The organism is Oceanobacillus sp. CFH 90083, from assembly GCF_009389585.1.
Classification (GTDB): Bacteria; Bacillota; Bacilli; order Bacillales; family Amphibacillaceae; genus Oceanobacillus.
Genome location: NZ_VIYG01000006.1, coordinates 194269 through 212531 on the forward strand (window position 1 = coordinate 194269; position 18263 = coordinate 212531).

At 36.7% G+C, this 18263-nt stretch carries 16 protein-coding genes and 1 pseudogene; 11 read left to right on the top strand and 6 right to left on the bottom strand.

All coding sequences use genetic code 11. The features are described from left to right. Nucleotides 1-61 precede the first annotated feature (61 nt). The 5 genes from FLK20_RS11455 to FLK20_RS11475 all read left to right on the top strand — a co-directional run bounded on the left by FLK20_RS11455 (nucleotide 62) and on the right by FLK20_RS11475 (nucleotide 8105). Nucleotides 62-2782, top strand: a complete 2721-nt coding sequence (locus FLK20_RS11455; protein ID WP_152656700.1) for an ATP-dependent DNA helicase — start codon at nucleotides 62-64, stop codon at nucleotides 2780-2782. 555 nt (nucleotides 2783-3337) lie between these two features. Continuing rightward, complete coding sequence (locus tag FLK20_RS11460) at nucleotides 3338-4120, top strand: ABC transporter ATP-binding protein (RefSeq protein ID WP_152656701.1); 783 nt, start codon at nucleotides 3338-3340, stop codon at nucleotides 4118-4120. 3 nt (nucleotides 4121-4123) lie between these two features. Continuing rightward, nucleotides 4124-5131: an NAD(P)/FAD-dependent oxidoreductase gene (locus FLK20_RS11465; RefSeq protein WP_152656702.1), complete on the top strand. Its 1008-nt coding sequence runs from the start codon at nucleotides 4124-4126 to the stop codon at nucleotides 5129-5131. Nucleotides 5132-5134: 3 nt separating this feature from the next. Next, nucleotides 5135-6115 (top strand): ABC transporter substrate-binding protein, encoded by a 981-nt coding sequence (locus FLK20_RS11470; protein WP_152656703.1) that lies wholly within the window; start codon nucleotides 5135-5137, stop codon nucleotides 6113-6115. A gap of 4 nt (nucleotides 6116-6119) precedes the next feature. After that, nucleotides 6120-8105 (top strand): iron ABC transporter permease, encoded by a 1986-nt coding sequence (locus tag FLK20_RS11475; RefSeq protein WP_152656704.1) that lies wholly within the window; start codon nucleotides 6120-6122, stop codon nucleotides 8103-8105. Between the two features lie 264 nt (nucleotides 8106-8369). Here FLK20_RS11475 and FLK20_RS11480 read toward each other — a convergent pair whose 3' ends face one another. Then, nucleotides 8370-8828 carry a YehR family lipoprotein gene (locus tag FLK20_RS11480; RefSeq protein ID WP_152656705.1) on the bottom strand — a complete coding sequence of 153 codons (459 nt, stop codon included), beginning with the start codon at nucleotides 8826-8828 and terminating at the stop codon, nucleotides 8370-8372. A gap of 507 nt (nucleotides 8829-9335) precedes the next feature. Between FLK20_RS11480 and FLK20_RS11485 the strand changes: the two genes are divergently transcribed. Then, nucleotides 9336-9950 carry a PH domain-containing protein gene (locus FLK20_RS11485; protein WP_152656706.1) on the top strand — a complete coding sequence of 205 codons (615 nt, stop codon included), beginning with the start codon at nucleotides 9336-9338 and terminating at the stop codon, nucleotides 9948-9950. Nucleotides 9951-10115: 165 nt separating this feature from the next. Here the strand turns inward: FLK20_RS11485 and FLK20_RS11490 are convergent, their stop codons facing one another. After that, nucleotides 10116-10535, bottom strand: a complete 420-nt coding sequence (locus tag FLK20_RS11490; RefSeq protein ID WP_152656707.1) for a universal stress protein — start codon at nucleotides 10533-10535, stop codon at nucleotides 10116-10118. Nucleotides 10536-10550: 15 nt separating this feature from the next. Continuing rightward, the gene (locus FLK20_RS11495; protein ID WP_152656708.1) at nucleotides 10551-11987 is read right to left on the bottom strand and encodes a SulP family inorganic anion transporter; all 1437 of its coding nucleotides are present in this window, start codon (nucleotides 11985-11987) and stop codon (nucleotides 10551-10553) included. 88 nt (nucleotides 11988-12075) lie between these two features. On the opposite strand from FLK20_RS11495, the gene FLK20_RS11500 reads away from it, so the two are divergent. Both FLK20_RS11500 and FLK20_RS11505 read left to right on the top strand, forming a co-directional pair. After that, on the top strand, nucleotides 12076-12627 hold the full coding sequence (locus tag FLK20_RS11500; protein WP_152656709.1) for a recombinase family protein: 552 nt from the start codon (nucleotides 12076-12078) through the stop codon (nucleotides 12625-12627). 409 nt (nucleotides 12628-13036) lie between these two features. Further along, nucleotides 13037-13471, top strand: coding sequence for a VOC family protein (locus tag FLK20_RS11505; protein ID WP_152656710.1), 435 nt, complete (start codon nucleotides 13037-13039; stop codon nucleotides 13469-13471). A 424-nt stretch (nucleotides 13472-13895) separates the two neighbouring features. Here FLK20_RS11505 and dps read toward each other — a convergent pair whose 3' ends face one another. Beyond that, complete coding sequence (gene dps, locus FLK20_RS11510) at nucleotides 13896-14381, bottom strand: DNA starvation/stationary phase protection protein Dps (RefSeq protein ID WP_152656711.1); 486 nt, start codon at nucleotides 14379-14381, stop codon at nucleotides 13896-13898. A 642-nt stretch (nucleotides 14382-15023) separates the two neighbouring features. Between dps and FLK20_RS11515 the strand changes: the two genes are divergently transcribed. The 3 genes from FLK20_RS11515 to FLK20_RS11525 all read left to right on the top strand — a co-directional run bounded on the left by FLK20_RS11515 (nucleotide 15024) and on the right by FLK20_RS11525 (nucleotide 17465). After that, nucleotides 15024-16157: an MFS transporter gene (locus FLK20_RS11515; RefSeq protein WP_152656712.1), complete on the top strand. Its 1134-nt coding sequence runs from the start codon at nucleotides 15024-15026 to the stop codon at nucleotides 16155-16157. Nucleotides 16158-16412: 255 nt separating this feature from the next. Then, a complete protein-coding gene (locus FLK20_RS11520) occupies nucleotides 16413-16874 on the top strand; it encodes a VanZ family protein (RefSeq protein WP_152656713.1) in 462 nt (153 codons plus the stop codon). Nucleotides 16875-17078: 204 nt separating this feature from the next. Next, on the top strand, nucleotides 17079-17465 hold the full coding sequence (locus FLK20_RS11525) for a hypothetical protein (protein WP_152656714.1): 387 nt from the start codon (nucleotides 17079-17081) through the stop codon (nucleotides 17463-17465). Nucleotides 17466-17525: 60 nt separating this feature from the next. Here FLK20_RS11525 and FLK20_RS22120 read toward each other — a convergent pair whose 3' ends face one another. Further along, the gene (locus tag FLK20_RS22120; RefSeq protein WP_370453188.1) at nucleotides 17526-17762 is read right to left on the bottom strand and encodes an SDR family oxidoreductase; all 237 of its coding nucleotides are present in this window, start codon (nucleotides 17760-17762) and stop codon (nucleotides 17526-17528) included. Next, nucleotides 17693-18237: pseudogene (locus FLK20_RS22125) on the bottom strand (SDR family NAD(P)-dependent oxidoreductase). Before FLK20_RS22125 ends, FLK20_RS22120 begins: the two are co-directional and overlap by 70 nt. Between the last annotated feature and the right edge of the window lie 26 nt (nucleotides 18238-18263).

The following is an 18263-nucleotide window of genomic DNA, read 5'->3' on the forward strand; positions in this document are numbered from 1 at the left end:
CAATCAACTCCAAATGAAAAGTATGAATATATATATAAACTAGCATGAGGTGACAAACAAATTGAGAATTGATAAAGCATTAGAAGATATTGATAAAAAAATTTGTAAGAATATTGAACACTTTAAATCAATTGATCGTGGGTTTTTATCGCAAAATATTTTGTCTGATTTACGAAATTTAGTAGAACATACCTCTCTAAAGGCATTTAGTAATGGAGTCGACATAGAAACTACATACGAAAATATTCAAAAAGCTAATGAATATGTTAAAACAATTAGCTATTTAAATTTTTTACACAAATTTCACAGGTTCCTTCAAACAACAACCTCACATTACACTCTTGATGAAGGAAGTTCTGAACGATTAATGCTTAAATATTATAAATACATGATACAAATAAAAGAACTATTAGAAAAGAGATATAATATAAAAATTTTATCGAATATTGAGGAATTTCCATTAAAACTTGATCCACACTTAAATGAATATTACGAAAAAATAGCGGAAAAGATCAATGTTTCTACAATGAGCGGTTATAATGATGAATACAATGACAGATATTATATACGGAAAATAAAGCCATTTTTTGCAAACCAAAAAGTATACTATGAAGTAACATTTACAACAGCAAATGATTACGTAAGTAAATTTGATAGAATTATAGCCTTTACTGATATTGATATAATATCTAATTATGCAGTAAAATTTTGGATTAGGCATGACGTTATAGATGTCTTAGGAAAAAGAATGCCAATTAGGATTATAGAAAGTTACGAGGTATCTATCCGACCATGTGAATTAAACAATTTTGCTCGTATTTTTGATTTGGAACTGAAAATTTCAACGGGTCATGTTGAGTATAAAGAATTAATGTTATTTATATTCAGCTCTGGTATGGATCTGAGTCAATTTGTAAGTATGCCGAAAAGTTACTATAGGCAAATAAAAGAGAAAATAAATTCAAAGTCAAAGAGTTCAAGAATTTTCGATTTGTTAGATAAGTGTAGAGGAATAATACTTAACAGTTCTCCTGGAGCAAATATGTTAAAGTACTTACTATATAAAATGAACAATAAAATAATAAAAAATCAAATAAATTACAGAACCTGTCATCTTTTATCGGACTTAAATTTAGATTATGGATGTATACCGTTTGACCAGATGCCATTTAATACTTCTTTAAAGAGTCATAATCCTAGATTAGTTGATTTATTTGCTTGTATCGATATTGAAGATAGAGAACATGAGTTATTTGCTAGAATGGTTAAAAATAATACTGAGATAGAAGGACAATTGTTTACAAGTAAAAAGGATATAATTAACTTTGAAAACATTGATTATTTGATATCAAAATATAATAACAGACTATACTACAAACATGAAAATCGCAAAATACAAGAATATAAGGAAAATCTTTTTATTAAAGGCTACGAGGAGAATGCAGTAAAAATCATTGAAGAGTTAAATGAGTTAACTAATCAAGGTATCGGGGGATACGAGTTATCTGTTGATTATTGGCTAGACAGTACTTCTCACGTGATTGATTGTGAAGAAAAGAAAAAAGCTTTAAGAAGTATTTTTGATAAATCTAGCGTTGCCTTAATATATGGTGCAGCTGGAACGGGTAAAACTACTTTAATTAACCATATTTCTAATTTTTTTAATGATGAAAAGAAAATATATCTAGCCAATACTAATCCAGCAGTAGATAATTTAAAACAAAAAGTACATGCTTCAAATTGTTCACATTACACAATAGCGAAATACTTAACATACTCTCATAATGATACAGATTGTGATGTGCTGTTTATTGATGAGTGTAGTACGGTCAGTAATGCCCAAATGTATGAGGTTATAAGTAAATCAACGTTCAAATTACTTGTGTTAGTTGGCGATGTATTCCAGATAGAATCAATAACTTTTGGAAATTGGTTTAATATTATACGTTCATTTGTTCCAAAAACATCAGTTTTCGAGTTAGAAAAGCCATATCGAAGTAAAAACGATAATCTCCTTAATGTGTGGAAAAAAGTTAGGAAACTTGATGATGATATACTAGAACATTTAGCCCGAAATAATTATACATCTAATTTAGATGAATCAATTTTTCAACGCACAATAGATGATGAAATTGTACTTTGTTTGAATTATGATGGGCTTTACGGAATAAATAATATTAACAAATTCCTTCAAAGTAGTAATCCTAATACTGAGATTATATGGGGTGTGCAATCATATAAAATAGGAGATCCAATACTTTTTAATGAGTCTAACAGATTTCATCCCTTAATATATAATAATTCAAAAGGGAAAATAGTAGATATTAAGGTATTTGATAGGGAAATCGAATTCGACATATTATTAGATCGGCCAATTAATGAATTACAAGCATACGGATATGACTTTGAACTAATAAATAAATCTGAAGATGCAAACTCAATTATCCGATTTACTGTAAATAAATATAAAAGCACTGATGAAGATGATGACGGGAGCACCGATGATATTGTTCCATTTCAGGTAGCATATGCAATATCAATTCATAAAGCTCAGGGCTTAGAATATAATTCGGTAAAAGTTGTAATAACTGATGAAGTTGATGAACAAATAACCCATAACATATTTTACACAGCTATAACACGAGCAAGGGAGAATTTAAAAATATATTGGACCCCTGAAACAGAAAAAACAATTCTGTCAAATTTTAATAAAAAGAAGATTGAAAAAGATGTCGCTTTAATTTCAGCGAAAAATGATTTAAAAAAACAAAAAGTCAGATAACAATTTTTTGGACATGTTTCCATGAATGAACGTACAAATTAGTCGATATGTTTCTGCATACGACCATTTCGTTAAAAATCACAAATACATCAATTCTATCAATTCGTCCCACGTGAAGGGTATAGTTTCGATACAACGGAAGAATACGTCGAAATCCTTAGTATGAAGGTGTTTCACAGGTATTACCAATTTTTACCTGATGGTCAAAATGGACGAAAAAAAGTGCTGAAAACCCATGTTGACGTTTCAGTGGGAATCAATCTGGTATATGGAGACACAACAAAATAAAAATTCCATAATAAGCAAGTTTAAAAATTTTAGGCGTTCAGAAAAATGAACGTCTATTTTTTTATTGGTCGAGAGAGAAATCTACCACCGTACTCGGTTTCAAACTCATTGTAATTCTTTCCCTATTACAAAAGAGCACACAAAGCCTTCTAGACATGTAAGAGAACTACTGCAAAACAATGAAAGCTTTGTGAATTCAATTGACAAATCAGACATATACCTATAATATAATTAATAATGATAATCATTATCAATTGAGGTGAGTACATGATACATATAGAAGATGTGCAAGTCGGATACGGTGATGCACTTATTATAGATTCTTTGAACCTTACAATTCCAAAAGGGAAAATCACCACAGTGATCGGACCGAATGGATGTGGGAAATCTACATTAATCAAAACAATTGCCCGAATATTAAAAGCGAATAGTGGTGTGATTTACTTAGATGGAAAAGTCATTAGTCGAACTTCTACAAAAGATATCGCACGTAAAATGGCTATTTTGCCACAATCAGCGGAAGCACCTGCTGGTTTGACGGTGAGAGAACTGATTGCATACGGTCGTTTTCCTCACCAGTCAAAGTTTGGTAAACAAAAGCGGGAAGATTTGGATGCGATCGACTGGGCTCTTGAAGCAACCGGGTTAACGGACTTAGCAGCCCGTCCAGTTGAAGCGTTATCTGGCGGCCAACGTCAACGTGTATGGATTGCTATGGCACTTGCTCAGGATACCGAAGTCGTGATTCTGGATGAACCGACAACATACTTAGATATGGCTCATCAGCTTGATATTTTGCAGTTGCTGGATAAGCTTAATCAGGAACAGAACAAAACCATTGTGATGGTGTTACATGACTTAAACCATGCTTCAAGATTCTCGCATAATCTTATTGCGATGCGGGACGGAAAAGTATTACAACAAGGAGCACCACATGAAGTGATGACAGCACCGAATCTGCAGGATGTGTTCCAAATTCAGGCTATGCTGACTGTCTGTCCATTTAGTCAAAATCCAATATGTCTTTCATACGGCATGAAGGAGGCATAGCCCATGTATGATGTAACCATCATAGGTACCGGTCCAGCAGGTTTATACGCATCTTTTTATAGCGGATTGCGTGGCATGAAGACGAAGCTCATCGACAGCCAGGCTGTGCTAGGCGGAAAGCTGCATGCTTATCCAGAAAAAATGATTTGGGACGTTGGGGGGATGCCGCCAATATTAGGTGAGCAACTTATTTCCCGACTATCTGAACAGGCCGTTTTATTCGATCCAACTGTCGTACTAAACACAAAAGTCGAAGGGATTTCACAACAAGAAGGTGGATTTCTATTGTCTACCGCAAAAGGTGAGAGTCATACTAGTAAAACGGTTATTCTCGCAACAGGCAGTGGGATTCTTACACCGAAAAAAATCGGCCTAGCAGGTGAGGAGAAATTCATTCAAACAAATTTACATTATACAGTGAAATCTTTAGCCCGCTTTAAAGATAGAGTCGTGCTGATTTCTGGTGGAGGAAATTCTGCAGTTGACTGGGCAAATACCTTAGAGCCAATTGCTAAAAAGGTGTATGTCACATACCGTAAGAATCACCTGACAGGCCATGAAGCAGAAATCGAAAGACTCATGAATAGCTCCGTAGAAGTAATCTATCAATCTGTTATTACAGGATTAAATGGTACAGAGTATATTGAAAGTGTGACCTTGAATGGGACAGAACAGCTCCCAGTTGAGGAAGTGATTATTAATCATGGCTACGATAGTCAAAACGATTTGCAGAAGCAAAGTGAAGTGGATATCAAGATGCACCCTGAATACGGGATTCAAGGAACCAGCATGGCAGAGACCTCTGTTCCGGGAGTGTTTGCAGCAGGAGATGCGATTAATTATGATGGAAAAGTCCATTTAATTGCGGGTGCGTTCCATGATGCAGCGAATGCTGTAAACCGTGCAAAGCAATTCATTGAGCCTACTGCTGTTAAAACAGCGATGGTTTCTTCTCACCATGAATCATTTAAAAATAAAAACAAAAAAATATACGCAGAATTGGAGTTATAAGAAATGAAAAAGATCTTATTTATGTTATTAGTTGGGGTTCTTGTATTAGCAGGGTGTATGCAAAAAGATGAAGAGGATACTAGCTCCTCCAAGTCAGAAGATACAGTAAGTGAAAAAATTGTTATTGAGGATGGCTTTGGTGAACAGGAGTTTGATCAGGCACCAGAAAGGGTTGTTGCAATAGAATGGAGTATTGTTGAGGAATTACTGGCCGTTGGTGTACAACCAGTCGGAGTTACGGATATTGAAGGCTTTAATAAATGGGTTACCATTGATGAGCAGTTAGATGACAGTGTAACAGAGGTTGGACTAAGAACAGAACCAAATATTGAAGAGATTGCGAAGCTTGAGCCAGATGTCATTATAGGTATGAAAGGGTATCAAGGCGAACTAAAAGAAGAGTTAGAGAAGATCGCGCCAGTTGTTATGTATGAAAACACAACTGATGAAGCAATAGAAGAAGACTTATATGCTGATATGTTAAAAACATTTAAGCAAACTGCTAAGTTAGTTGGGAAAGAGCAAGAAGCAGAAGAACAGATTACCCATTTAGAAGAACGTATGGCTGAAGCAGCTGAGAATATTGAAACAGCAGATTTACCAACGAAGGAATTTGTTTTCACACAAGCCTATACTGTAAATGAAGCACCTACGTTTCGCTTATTTACTGAAAATTCTACTGTAAGTCATGTATTGGAAGGTCTAGGGCTAACAAATAAAATCCAAGATCAGGATCCTCAGCCGAGTGGTTTTATTGAAGCGAATGCAGAGGGCGTATCCAATTATGACGAAGCACTCTTTATCCATACGGTGCAGGAGGATGATCCATTATTCGATAACCTTGCAGAAAATAAGGCGTGGAACAGTCTGAATTTTGTGAAAGAAGATGCCATGTATGATGTTGGGGCTGGAGTATGGACGTTTGGTAGTGTCTTATCAATGGAGACATTAATTGAACATGTAGAAGAAGCACTTGTGGACTGATGCTATGAATGTAAAAGCTACGATATATTTCATTGGAAGTATCCTATTGTTTCTTGTCCTTGGGCTCATTCATGTGAGTCAGGGACAAGCTTCAGGTGGTTTTTTTACATTTTGGACAGAGGTTTGGCATGATAAGAAGCAAATGGATTTCTTAATACATAGTCGCATGCCCCGCTTCGTGATAGGTTGTCTGGCTGGTGCTGCATTAGCGGTAGCTGGCATGCTGCTGCAAACGATGACGAAAAACCCCCTTGCAAGTGCAAGTACGTTAGGTATCCACGCAGGCGCCTACTTCTTCGTTGTCTTTTTTGCCATTTTCCTCCCAGGAATTAGTGGTGCTTTTCCAATTGCTGTTACGATGGCGGGGGGCATATTGGCAGCACTCTGTGTGACATTTCTTGTCGGGAAGTCATTGGACCCTGTTCGTATCGCATTAACAGGGATGATTGTGACAATGTTGTTTTCTTCGTTTACAAGCGCATTGCAGCTACTATTTCAAAATGAAGTTTCCGGACTTTTTCTTTGGGGAGCTGGGACTCTCCTGCAGCTTGACTGGGGCGGGGTCCAATTCGCAGCACCATGGATTCTCATTACGCTCTTAATAGCACTGCTAGTAAGTCGACGGTTTGATATTTTGTTATTAGGAGATGAAACGGCGATTGGGCTAGGACAGAATATTACCTTAAGTAAGTTATTGGGCTGGGCGATTGCTATATTGCTTGCTGCAGTTACAGTAACCGTTGTGGGACCGATCGGGTTTGTCGGCATTATTGCGCCACATTTAGTACGCCTAATGGGATTCAGAATGCATCGAACCATGATCTTTGGCAACATCGTCATGGGGGCAAGCTTGTTAATTGCGGCAGATATTTTAGTCCGTATCATTTCGCAAACTTCTGAGGTGCCAGTTGGGGCCATGACGGCTATTGTTGGAGCGCCATGGCTTGTCTACTTAGCATTGAAAATGAGCTCACAGTCCCGAGCGGCAGGTAACGCTTTAGAAGGAAAAATACGTATTACACGTTACAAATTGTTTTATCCAATCCTGGGTGTTGCAACACTTTTAATTGTTATTACAAGTCTATCCTTCGGTGGAACAAGCTTTACGAAATTACTAGCTTTACCTCACGAGATTATGTATAACAGCTTTGTTTGGGATTTGCGTGTACCTCGAGTATTCGTAAGCTTTGGGGTAGGGATGATGATGGCAGTAAGCGGGCTATTATTGCAAACAGTATTGCGTAACCCGCTTGCGGAGGCTTCAGTATTGGGGATAACATCAGGGGCTAGCGTATTTGCGATGTTATTTATTATCGTCTTCCCACAAGCCCCCTTTGTGTTAGTCCCAATCGGTGCATTACTTGGTGCTTTTATCACCATGGTCATTGTCTTAGCAATTAGCGCGCGTAGTGGATTTCAACCTATGATTCTCCTATTAATGGGGATTGCGATCTCTGCTGTTGGATCTGCTATCATTCAGGTTTTGTTGGTTAAGGCAAATGTGCATGCCACTCAGGCTTTAACATGGTTAGCAGGTAGTACATATGGTGTGGACTGGGGTCACTTTATTATATTTCTTATCGCAATTGTTATTATCCTGCCAATTGTGGTTTCCTCGGCTACAACATTTGATATTATGTCCTTTGGCGATGCTATCTCAATTGGCTTAGGGGTTAAAACAGATCGTACGCGATTACGGATGATTGTCCTTGGGGTTGTCTTATCAGCTGTTAGTGTATCGATTGTTGGGGCAATCAGCTTTGTTGGGTTATTGGCACCACATATTGCCAGGCAGCTTGTCGGCCCTAAGTTGCTGCGTTTGTTGCCATTAACATTAGCTGTCGGTGGGATACTACTTCTATCTGCTGATTTCCTTGGTCGCTTTATTCTTGCACCTAAAGAAATTCCAGCAGGGATAATTGTTTCCTTAATCGGTGCACCATACCTTCTTTATTTATTAAAGAAAACCAATTCTGTGAAGAGTAAATAAAAGAACATACTATAGAAAAAATCCGCCGACTGGTGATCTGCACCCTGTCAAGTAGACAGTGAAAAAAACAAAAAACCGATGCAACGGTCTGATGCTGATATTCCAACGGTGTCAGGCTGTTTAATTTCTCCTGATAACGTTCTTCAGAATGGTTTTGATGGAGCGGGTAATCGCAGTCTCAGTCCTAAGGAAGTAATTCAATGTAGTTATAAATATAACAATGGCAATCCAGGCCTTGAAAAGACCCAGGATTGCTATGTTTTTTTACTCTACTACTTCAAAGCCTTGGTTTTCCAGCATTTCCACAGATTCCTCTAAGCTGATAGAGTCTACATCACTATCAACGGAAGCACCTGGAAGATTTGCTGCTTCAGAAAGATCTACTACAGTAAGGTCGACTGACATCGTTTCAACCGCTTTATCGTCCTGATAATCGATGTTGTGTTCGATTCCTTCCACTCCTTGAAATTCGGCAACAATCGGATCGAGAATAGCCTGAGCCTCTTCTTTTGTTGTTACCATTAAAGAAGAATAGGGTATTTCACTCTCAACAGATTGTTCAATGACTTCGTCTCCATTAGCTACATAAGTCACTTCCAAAATGATTCCGTTCTGTTCTCCTTGAAGTGTAACCGATTCTTCGGAGCTGCAAGCCATTAGTCCAGCTAAAGCAATGAATAAAACTAGTAATCCGGCAATTCTATACGTTGTCTGTTTTTTCATGATGATTCTCCTATCCAATATGTAATAGAATAAGCTTACCGGTCTTAGATGCTAAAGTCAAAGCAAATATTCTCTCTGTCCGATGCAAATGTTGTTCACAAACTTTTTGAAAAGGTAAGTGGGGGAGGAATTTTAATTGAAACCTCACAATAAATAAGTAAACAAAAATTCTGCAATGATAATAGGATTGAATAATAGTCTTAATCTGATGAATGATGTTCACTTCAAGATAACAAGGGGAAGGATACATGGAGGCTGTATGTTGACACAACAAAAGCTATATAGAAATGCTTCTCACTCGGCTCTTTCACAAATATGATTACTTATAACGGTTGGTGAAATTGGATGAAAAATATGATTATCCAATTATTTTTTACGTAATTAATTTCTATTATTAGATTATTAGGTTAATATAGCATTGTAAGAACAATTTAATACAGAACAAACCCTTCATCCTGGATGAATAATTTCAGATGAGGTAAGTTCCATCGGAGGAGAGTGTGCAGCATGTTCAAAAAGATTGCTAGTGACGCATTAGGATTAAGTGATATTGGTAAAATTATTCGACCGGATGACTTTGATAAAACGGAATCAGATGACTACGTATTACATGAAGAAGGGGAACAAATTCATTTTCTGATTAAATCAAAATCAGATGAATATTGCTTTACAAATCGTGCTCTCATCCACTTAGATGGGGAAAAGGCAACAAGCAGTAAACGGAATATTTATCGCTACGATTACTATCGCTACCCCATTCAAAATGTTTCCGTTGAAACGGCTGGTACGATTGATTTGGATCTGGAAATAAAATTTACAATTGGCAGTCAGTCTATTTCTGTAGATATTGAGAAAAAAGAAGGCGAGGCTATTGCTGATTTATATAAATCATTAGTTACTATTTCACATATTCAGGACAGTGATGCACGTGTTAAAAGCTATGCAAAAGATAGTCTTGAATTATCCAAAACATTATTCACGGATAACCGTTTCCAGGAAGGTACCATTGCTAATGAATTTGAAGAAGCTACTAAATTTGCTTTTGATTGGCTAAATACAACATACAATGATAATACACGAAAGGATTTTGGGGATATCTTTAATAAGTATATTCAAAATTAACAAAGAAAACTTCTAACGTTGAAAAGAAATTCAATGCCTCTTTAAGAAAGCTGTTGCTGCCTTTCTTAAAGAGGCATTTTCACTAGCAGAATTTATTCAGAAAAGCTTAAGTTTATAAAATTCTGTATCTGGTTCATCTATTCCTAAGCTAACTCGATGAAATAATTACTTCACAATGACAGCCGGGCATTGTACACGTTTCATCACTTTATGACTGACACTGCCGATAACCATTTCTTGAAATTTATTTAACCCCCGGCTTCCAATCACGACTAAGTCTACTTGATTGACATTCGCATACTTAATAATTTCTGGTCCTGGAGAACCATGTAATATCGTCACCTTGTACGTCACATTTGCTTCTCTTAAAACTTGCTCTGCATTCTGTACCTTTTTACGCCGTTCTAACATTAATGCGTCATTGGAATTTGCATGTAAAACATCTGATTTTGCTTTTTCAAAATCGGCTACATACACGATATCAACAAGTGTCTCCGTGGATAACCGGGCAATTTTTACAGCTTCTTTGGCAGCACGCACAGCATTTTCAGAGCCATCAGCAGCTAACAAAATATGTTTATACATATCGATTTCCCCTCTCTAGTGTGATGATGACATATGATCTAATTTTTGCATGATTTGTTGACTTGACGCATCCAGACCAGTCACTTCTACTTTAATCCCTTTTTCAGCTAATAACTCCTTCACTTTGATGAAGGCGGCTACACCTGAATCATCCCAAATATGACTGTTTGAAAAGTTAATGATGATACTTTTCTCATGAATATCAGCATGTTTAAAGTAATCAATAAAACTATCAGCAGAAGCAAAAAATAATTGTCCCTCTACTATATAGTGTATGTCCTGTTTGATCACTTTTACAGTAGAAATTTTAACAACGAAGAAAATCGCACTTAAAAGAACACCAGCAATAACGCCTTTAGATAAGTCATGTGTCCATACGACAATCACAACCGTTGTTAACATTACAATCGCATCTGTGCGGGGAGCTTTTACTAAATATTTAAAAGAGCCCCAGTCAAATGTGCCGATACTGACCATAATCATAATACCGACTAAGACCGGCATCGGAATTTGTACTACAAGATTTCCTAAGACAAGAATTAAAAACATAAGGAACAAGCCTGCTATCAGTGTTGATAATCGTCCCCGGCCGCCTGATTTCACATTAATGACAGATTGGCCAATCATCGCACAGCCTGCCATACCTCCAAAGAAACCATTAATGAAATTCGCAATACCCTGACCGCGTGCTTCTTTATTTTTATCACTTTCTGTTGCAGTCATATCATCCACAATTCTTGCTGTTAATAAAGATTCTAATAATCCAACGATCGCTAAAGCTAAAGAATATGGAAAAATGATTTGTAATGTTTCTAAGCTGATTGGTACATCAGGAATTAAAAAAGCAGGCAGAGATTGAGAAATATTCCCCAAATCGCCAACTGTATGTAATTCAACACCGCCAAAGATGGCAATAGCCGTCAGAGAGACAATCGCAATTAGTGGTGCTGGAATTACCTTTACAAAACGTGGTAAAGTATAGACAATGATTAAAGTAATGGCTACAAATAGATAAGTCATGGTTGAAATGCCTAAAAAGTGAGGCACTTGGGCCATAAAAATAAGAATTGCTAATGCATTGACAAAGCCAATCATGACGGCATTTGGAATGAATTTCATGATTTTAGCTATTTTAAAGATACCAAATAAGATTTGAATTATCCCGGTTAAAATAGTGGCTGCCAGCAAATAGTCCAGCCCATACTCTCTGACAAGCGGTGCCATCAGTAATGCCATTGCTCCAGTAGCTGCTGAAATCATACCGGGACGTCCGCCGACAAAAGCAATAATGACAGCTATACAGAATGAGGCATATAACCCTACCATCGGGTCTACGCCGGCAATAATTGAAAAGGCAATGGCTTCCGGGATAAGTGCCAGTGCCACGACAATTCCTGACAGAATATCTCCCCGGATGTTGCCGAGCCATTGTTGTTTTAATGTTTGCATGATAATCTCCTTTTATTAAAATTCTTTGATTATCATACCACTTATTGTTCTAAAAGGGAACCATTTTGGGAAGAATTAAGGAGCGATATATATGATTTTTGGCTATAAACGCCCTATTCATAATGATAAATCCTGTCAAAATCAATTAGATATAGAGCATATTTCATTCGATAAAATATACGAAGAAGCGCACCATTTACCGAAAAAGCGTGAACAGCTGGAAGAATTATTAATAAGCTTAAGCAGAGGGGATCAAATATTTGTACAAAGTTTCTTCGTGCTTGCTGATTCTACACTGCATCTGATGGAAATACTGAAGCTATGTGAAAAAGATGGAGTCATCATTCATTTTCTACAGGAGGGGATGAACAGCTCTGATGTATTAGCCTGTACTTTATCAGAAATGCTGGAGCATATGATTACGTTTCAGGCTGATATTACCAGACATTCCACCATTATTGGCATGGAACGTGCAAAGGAAAAAGGTAAAAAGATTGGCAGACCAAAAAAAGCAGACGAAAATGTGAAAAAAGCTATGTTGATGTATCATTCCGGGAATTATACGCTGAGGGATATTAAAATGGAGACAGGTATTAGTAAATCAACATTGTATCGTTACCTTGAAAATGAGGATAATCTGTAGGTGTGGTCGATATGTGTATTACGAAATGCAGGTAAAGTTTTTATGGATGCCAATCATTTTTATCAACAGACATAGAAATCATTTCTAATGCTTTTTCATTAAATATATTTACTCTATTTAGCACTTGCTGTATTGACATAGAATGAAAATATATTAAAATTAGCCGTATTTCAATTTTAAGTACAAATCTTGTCAAACTTGGATTTCTGCTTTTGTTTTGGTCACAGCAAATTTTTTCAGCCATTTTGTGCTTTTAATCTTCTGATGAATGGTGCTCTAATGGTAGATAGTATAAAGGTGTTTGGTGATAAGACCGAGGAGGTGCCACATCACAACTATGCGTTTGATTAGTTTACAGCTAAATGACATAATATAAGAAATGATTAATAAATAACAAGGAGTGTGTCGAATGTTTAAAGGAGTAGAATTTGATTTTGTTGTAAAAGACAGCAAAGCAGCACTGGAACAATATAAATCCATTTTTGATGTAGAAGTAGTAGAGGAGACAAGTTTTAAAACCGGGAATAATGAAGCAGTGTTCACCATTTATGATACGCGTTTTCACATGCTTGATGAGAATCCTGAATATCAATTATTTGCACCGAAAGAGGGACATCCGCAATCGTTCTGGTTTAATGTAGTAGTTTCGGATATTCAAAAAACCTTTGATAAAGCTATGTCAGCTGATGCAACGGAAATTCAGCCTGTTACAAAAATGGAGGAAATGGGTATTTCCAATGCAATGTTTTTGGATAGTTTTGGTTATGTATGGATGTTACATGAAATTCATCGTGAGGTATCCTTTGAAGAACGGATTGACATTTTAAGTAAAGATTTTGAATGACTGTATTGGCTATTGTTTAGAAACGCCAGTTAAAAGCATCACAATCGTCTGGGATCTTTACGGTAATAATGAAATACAGAGGGAACAAAGGCGTTTACCGATTTCTACAGGGAAGAGGTGAACGTTTTTTCACATAGGGTAAAAAAATTTAATAAAGCCCTCAAGAGCTATTAAATAAATATGAAGTAATTGTTCGAAATATGGCAATTCATACATCGACCGGAAACAATATCAGGAGATTGTAAGGGAGTGGCAGTCTCTTTATAGATACCGCCGGGCAATGATGGATGAACGAAGTAAATTATAATGCCGTGTATCATTTAAATTGCGATTGTGTTTGGCTAATTACTGCTTTAATTTTGCACCTATGCCATTGATACTAAAAAACAAGGAGCTACCGAGGTGTCTCCTTGTTTTTTTCTATTTATTCCGAGCTGCCGTCTGTCAGATGAGATTCTAAGAACCAGAGACTTTTATCCAGTTTTCGGGATATCTCGGTAAATAAATCAGATGTGTTCGGATCCTCGTCAGCGGAAATTTCAATTGCTTCCCGGACATTATTGGCTACAATTGCCCAGCGTTCTGTCAGGTTCTCAAGCACAAGAATATCTTTTGTATTTTGAAGCTCCCAAGCAGGAAGGCTTGTTTCTGATGCAATAAATTGTACGGGCTTTCCAACTGATCCGCCTAGGCTCGCAGCTTGCTCTGCAACAGAGTCAATTAATTCCGGAATACCTCCAGCCAGGTCATCGAAAAATTGATGGTAGGCAATGAAATGAGGTCCGCGAACATTCCAATGAGCCAGCTTTGTCTGGATAAAAAGGTCTGTTAAATCGGTTACCTGCTGGTTAAGAAGTTCTATCATATGTTCTCTGGATTTTTCTGAATGTGCTTTTCTAAATGTACTCATTTGTGTTCCCTCCTAAAAGTTTTTTTCAACGTTCTCTGGAAAGCTGTAACAGACGGGCATTTAAAAATACAGGGGTATCTTATACAATTAACTGCAGAAATAGATAACAAAAGAGTACTGTTGTGATTTAACGCATAAGTATAGAGAGCTTTTCCTTTTGTTAAAAATCCTGTTTAATGCATAATATGCTATTGTATCTCAGTGAACACTTGAAAGGCATATAATAAAAATACCCTTAAAATTACTAATACCCAAATTCATCAAACAGTAAACATCTGGAATTAGAAATAGTCAGGGTGGTTTTGGTTATATGAAATGCAAAGAGGTATATGGTTTTCATTAATTTATAAAAAATATAGTAAAACAGATAGCCGTTAGGTAAACGACGCTTTTAAAGCAAGAATTTTTCTTGTAAATCTGTTTCCTGCCGTACTATTTAATTTTGATAAAGCCGACATCGTATTTTACTTCCACATTTTTGTCAAGTGAACGTCTCGCTCGAAATAATTTATTTCTTCTCAGAATAAATCCAATTAGATTTATGAGCTTAATCATGAAACGCATTTACAAAAACGAATAAATCTATTAACATAGCCAGAAAATAAAAGAATAGATAGAATATAGAAGGTGAATAAAAACTAGATGGATCGACTTTGGACAAAATCATATATTTTATTATTAGTTGGAATGTTTTTCTTATTTACTGGATTTTATATGTTCTATCCAACGTTACCGCTTTATATAAAAGAACTTGGTGGCAATGCGTCTCATGTTGGATTGGCAATGGGGATTTTCATGTTTTCGGGAATGGTATGCAGGGCTTTAATTGGCGGATTATCAGATCGGTATGGAAGAAAAATTTTTATTGTTTCAGGTTTAGTTTTGTTTATTATAATTACCTGTTTATACCAATGGACTGCAGGGATTTTTTATTTACTTATTCTTAGAGTGTTTCATGGAATGAGCTGGGGAACGACAGCAACTTCTATACATATCATTTTTGCAGATATGATTCCTGCTAATAGACGAGGGGAGGGACTTGGCTGGACTGGAGTAGCAATGACATTAGCAATGGCAGTTGGTCCCATGATTGGTTTTGCAGTGATGGATTATTTTTCATTCTCTGCCTTACTTTATCTTATTATTATACTGGCGGCGATTACTTTAATCATATCAGTATTTATAAAGCTGCCGTTTGAAGTGAAGCAGAAGCAGGGAGTAATACATTTTTTTGAAAAATCGGTATTTCCAGTTACGTTAACAGTGTTCTTTTTATATGTTTCTTATGGTGGAATTACTATTTTCGTACCTTTGTTTTCAGAAACAGTTGATGTAAATCCAGCTACTTTTTTTCTGATTTATGCGATTACCTTGCTGGGATCTCGTCCAATTCTGGGAAAGTTTTCAGATAGATATGGAGGAAAGGTAATTATTATTCCTGCATTAGCTGCCTCTGCTATTGCATTAATTGTATTAGGCTATGCAACAAATAACTTTATGATGTCTTTGGCAGCTATTTTATATGGTCTTGGTTTCGGCGGGGCAAATCCGGCCTTGCAAGCAACTATTATCCGGATGGTTCCTAAAGAAAGAATCGGCGTAGCCACTGCATCGTTTGGGACCTCTACGGATTTGGGAATTGGACTGGGAGCAATTATCCTTGGCTGGGTAGCCAGATATACAGACTATACAATTTTATTTGCTATATGTGCATTTTCTGTTATCCTGTCATTTTTAACATTCACCATATTAGTAAGGAGAAGATTAAAGGATTAGCTGTATCATCCAGTATCAAGGAAAAGGTGAAGTGAATGGTGAAAAGCTTTCCTAAAGAGGGATTTCATTATTTTCTTTTATCACATTTCATTTTAGCATGTGATAAAATAATAAATTGGTTGTATTTAATTGCTAAAAGAAGCTAAACCATAATGCAGCTACAATCATATTAATATACTATAGCCATGTTCTGCTTTGTTAGATAGCCATTATACATCATTATACATCATTATACATATAAAAGGAGGCAGTGAAATGTATAAATCACTCTCCTGGACTGCTGTTATATTTTGGATGGTACTTATTTTTTATTTATCACATCAGCCTGCCGCTGTTTCCAATGAACTCAGTTCAGGAATTACAGAAATGATTGTAAATACTTTAGAAAAACTTGCTTCCTCATTCCAGCTTAACATTGGAGAACTGCATCATATCGTTAGAAAAAATGCACACTTTTTTGCCTATTTTATATTGGGCGTTCTCGTTTTGAACGGATTAAGAAGAAGTGGCGTATATGGCAAGAAAGGTGTTGGTATTGCGCTGTTGATTTGCATTCTGTATGCAATAACGGATGAGGTACATCAGCTATTTATCCCCGGAAGGTCAGGAGAGATAACGGATGTTTTGATTGATAGTGCGGGTGCAAGCGTGGGGATGGCTGTTTATTTAGTTATTTCCAGATTAACAGAATGGCGTAGAGATAGGCGCACCCTTTGACTTATAGTTTGGGGTATTTTTGATAGAGTAGGAGAAATAGAATAAACGAGTGGATCATTGTGAAACGGTCTCTCCGTGGAAAATAGTGGAGATTCAATGAAGCCTTCCTCTTTGTACATCTTCTTTAAGAGGTTATAAAGGAAATAATATCTTTTTTCGTGTAGGCTATTCATATAAACATTTCCAAATAGAGAGGAGTTTGCTATGAGAGAAGCAATTATGCTGATTGTAGATTTAATCAATGATATTCATGATATGATTGCCGGTACATTTGGTACAAACATGACGGATAAAGAGCTGCATTTCTGGATTTTTGGAATTTTGGGTATTGTGACTTTCTTTATTGTTTATTTTGTATTTAAAGTATTATCAAAATTAAAGTGGAATATTGCTATTTTAGCATTTCTATACACCTTTACTATGATGGTTGTTCTTGTATTTGCTGTGGAGATTCAGCAGGCATATACGCAGCGGGGAAATATGGAGTTCGCAGATGCAGTTATGGGCTTGTGGGGATTTGTCGTCTTTTTTGCTGTTTATGCAGTTATTGGTATTATTGGTTACTTTATCTATAAAGCTGTTAGAAAATAATTGAAGCACCTTGTTAAGGAGAGTGGATAACAAGGTGCTTTTTCTGTGCCTATCATTTCATTACTCGATACCCACAGAAACAGACTCTGGTAACGTGCTTCCTCCATCAATAACATATTGTCCGCCTGTGATATAGCTGGATTCATCACTTCCTAAAAAGGCAGCAAGCTCTCCAACTTCTTCAGGCAGTCCGAGACGCCCCATTGGAATGGCTGATGCCATCTCTGTCAGCGCAGCCTCTGGATTATCAGGATTGGATGTTTTAGCAATACTTTCAGTATTGGCGTACGGGCATATCCGAGCTGTATAGCGTTCACCCGAATGTTTTTAGGAGCGTATTCTACTGCCAATGCTTTGGTAAAGCCGATTTTGAAAAGGCATAAGCAACTTCACCTGGATCAGCAACGATATCACCTGTGACAGAGGACATCACAACAATATTACCGCCGCCATTTTCCAGCATATGTGGCAGGACAGCTTTTGTTGTATTCCATACCCCTTTAATATTTACATCGATATGGAAGTTCAGGTCCTCATCACTCATTTCCAGAAAATCGCCTAATTTTGCTACACCAGCAATGGCTGCCAGCACATCAATGCTGCCAAATTGGTTTACAGTATTTTGAGCAGCTGCGTGACAGGCTGCTGCATCTGTAACATCAACAATTTGTACAGCCACCGGTACACCATATTTCGTTGATATTTCTTTGGCGGTTTCCTCTACTTTTGAACAAAAAGTGAAGGCGCAGTCCCCTTCAAATTGCCAAGCAATTAGTAGGGGACTGCGCCTTCACGGTC

Bases quoted from the DNA above. Each gene is read 5' to 3' on its own strand.
- FLK20_RS11520 (WP_152656713.1), top strand. From the start codon at position 16,413: ATGTATAAATCACTCTCCTGGACTGCTGTTATATTTTGGATGGTACTT.
- FLK20_RS11515 (WP_152656712.1), top strand. From the start codon at position 15,024: ATGGATCGACTTTGGACAAAATCATATATTTTATTATTAGTTGGAATG.
- FLK20_RS11505 (WP_152656710.1), top strand. From the start codon at position 13,037: ATGTTTAAAGGAGTAGAATTTGATTTTGTTGTAAAAGACAGCAAAGCA.
- FLK20_RS11465 (WP_152656702.1), top strand. From the start codon at position 4,124: ATGTATGATGTAACCATCATAGGTACCGGTCCAGCAGGTTTATACGCA.
- FLK20_RS11490 (WP_152656707.1), bottom strand. From the start codon at position 10,535: ATGTATAAACATATTTTGTTAGCTGCTGATGGCTCTGAAAATGCTGTG.
- FLK20_RS11480 (WP_152656705.1), bottom strand. From the start codon at position 8,828: ATGAAAAAACAGACAACGTATAGAATTGCCGGATTACTAGTTTTATTC.
- FLK20_RS11525 (WP_152656714.1), top strand. From the start codon at position 17,079: ATGAGAGAAGCAATTATGCTGATTGTAGATTTAATCAATGATATTCAT.
- FLK20_RS11500 (WP_152656709.1), top strand. From the start codon at position 12,076: ATGATTTTTGGCTATAAACGCCCTATTCATAATGATAAATCCTGTCAA.
- FLK20_RS11485 (WP_152656706.1), top strand. From the start codon at position 9,336: ATGTTCAAAAAGATTGCTAGTGACGCATTAGGATTAAGTGATATTGGT.
- FLK20_RS11460 (WP_152656701.1), top strand. From the start codon at position 3,338: ATGATACATATAGAAGATGTGCAAGTCGGATACGGTGATGCACTTATT.
- FLK20_RS11470 (WP_152656703.1), top strand. From the start codon at position 5,135: ATGAAAAAGATCTTATTTATGTTATTAGTTGGGGTTCTTGTATTAGCA.
- dps (WP_152656711.1), bottom strand. From the start codon at position 14,381: ATGAGTACATTTAGAAAAGCACATTCAGAAAAATCCAGAGAACATATG.
- FLK20_RS11475 (WP_152656704.1), top strand. From the start codon at position 6,120: ATGAATGTAAAAGCTACGATATATTTCATTGGAAGTATCCTATTGTTT.